Consider the following 2,017-nt stretch of genomic DNA (forward strand, 5'->3'; position numbering starts at 1 on the left):
GAGGTGGACCGCCCCCACCCCGCCGGCGCGCCCCCCACGGGCTTCAAGCGGTGGCTGCTGGCCGACCGCGTGCAGCCCGCGGGCCCGGTCGCCGAGGCCTCGCACGTGCGGCCGCAGGCGTGGTGGAAGGTCATGTGCCTGACGGGCGTGGACTACTTCTCCACCCTGTCCTACCTGCCGGGCATCGCCGCGCTGGCCGCCGGCGCCCTCTCGCCGCTGGCCACCCTCCTCATCGTGGCGCTGACCCTGCTGGGGATGCTGCCGATGTACCGGCGGGTGGCCGCCGAGAGCCCGCACGGGCAGGGGTCGGTGGCGATGCTGGAGGACCTGCTGCCGTTCTGGCGGGGCAAGGTCTTCGTGCTCGTCCTGCTCGGCTTCGTCGCCACGTCCTGGATCATCACGATCACCCTCTCCAGCGCCGACGCCACCGTGCACGTGCTGGAGAACCCCTACCTGCCGCAGGCCCTGCACGGGCACGCCGTGGCCATCACCGTGGCGCTGCTGCTGGTGCTGGGCGGGGTCTTCCTGCTCGGCTTCAGCGAGGCCGTGGTCGTCGCGATCCCGCTGGTCGCCGCGTTCCTGCTGCTGAACGCGGTCGTCGTCGCCGTCGGCCTCGTGGACGTCGCCACCGACCCGGCCGCGCTGGGGGGCTGGACGCAGCGGCTGACCGCCGGCGGCGGCGGCCCGGGCGACGTCCTCGGCCCGGCGGTGCTGGCCTTCCCGCTGCTGGTGCTGGGCCTGTCCGGCTTCGAGACGGGGGTCTCGATGATGCCGCTGGTGGCCGCGGAGGGCGCCGACGAGCAGCAGCGGCTGGCCTCGCGCATCCGCAACACCCGCAAGCTGCTGACGGCCGCCGCGCTGATCATGAGCGTGTACCTGCTGGCCACCAGCTTCGTGACCACGGTGCTCATCCCGCCGGCGGCCTTCGAGGAGGGCGGTGCGGCCAGCGGCCGGGCGATGGCCTACCTGGCCCACGAGCACCTGGGCGACGGCTTCGGCACCGCCTACGACGTCTCCAGCATCCTCATCCTCTGGTTCGCCGGGGCCTCCGCCATGGCCGGGCTGGTGAACATCGTCCCCCGCTACCTGCCCGGCTACGGCATGGCGCCGGAGTGGGGGCGCGCCGTGCGCCCGGTCGTGCTCGTCTACACCGCGATCAGCATCCTCATCACCATCGCCTTCCGCGCCGACGTGGACGCCCAGGCGGGCGCCTACGCCACCGGCATCCTGGCGATGATGGTCTCCGGCGCGGTCGCCGTGACCGTCTCCTCCGCGCGCCGGCGGCGGCGCCGCGCCGCCGCCGCGTTCGGGGTGCTGACGGCGGTGCTCGTGTACGCCCTGGCCGAGAACGTGCACGCCGCGCCGGACGGCATCGCCATCTCGGCGATGTTCATCGCCGGGATCGTCGCCGTCTCCCTCGTCTCCCGCGTCAGCCGGACCACCGAGCTGCGCGCCGACCGCATCGAGTTCGACGAGGCCGCCCGCCGCATCGTCACCGAGTCCCTCGCCTTCGACGGCGCGCTGCACCTGATCGCCAACCGCCCCGAGCCGGGCACGAGCGTCGACTACGCCGCCAAGGAGGCCGCGGTGCGGGGCCTGGACCCGGTGCCCGGCGGCGCGGACGTGGAGTTCCTGGAGGTGGAGGTCGTCGACCCCTCCACCTTCTCCGACGTGCTGCGGGTGCGGGGCGTGGTGGTCGACGGCCACCGCGTCCTGCGCACCGAGGCGCCGGCGGCACCCAACGCCATCGCCGCGGTCCTGCTCGCGCTGCGCGACGCCACCGGGGTGCGCCCGCACGCCCACTTCGAGTGGTCGGAGGGCAACCCGCTGGGCCACCTCATGCGCTACCTCATCCTCGGGCGCGGCGACACCGCGCCCGTGGTGCGCGAGATCCTGCGCAAGAGCGAACCGGACCCGGCGCGCCGCCCCGGCATCCACGTCGGCAGCGGGGACGCGTTCACCGCGGGGCTCGTGCACGGGCTGCTGCACGGGCAGGGGCTGCAGCGGGCGGTGGACC

At 74.5% G+C, this 2,017-nt stretch carries 1 protein-coding gene; it reads left to right on the top strand.

Annotated elements, in window-relative coordinates; translation table 11 throughout:
• Positions 1 to 3: 3 nt before the first annotated feature.
• Positions 4 to 2,017: amino acid transporter (locus tag GTQ99_RS19290; protein ID WP_420814591.1), on the top strand; the 2,014-nt coding region annotated here is incomplete at its 3' end.

Source organism: Kineococcus vitellinus (assembly GCF_009906315.1).
Classification (GTDB): domain Bacteria; phylum Actinomycetota; class Actinomycetes; order Actinomycetales; family Kineococcaceae; genus Kineococcus; species Kineococcus vitellinus.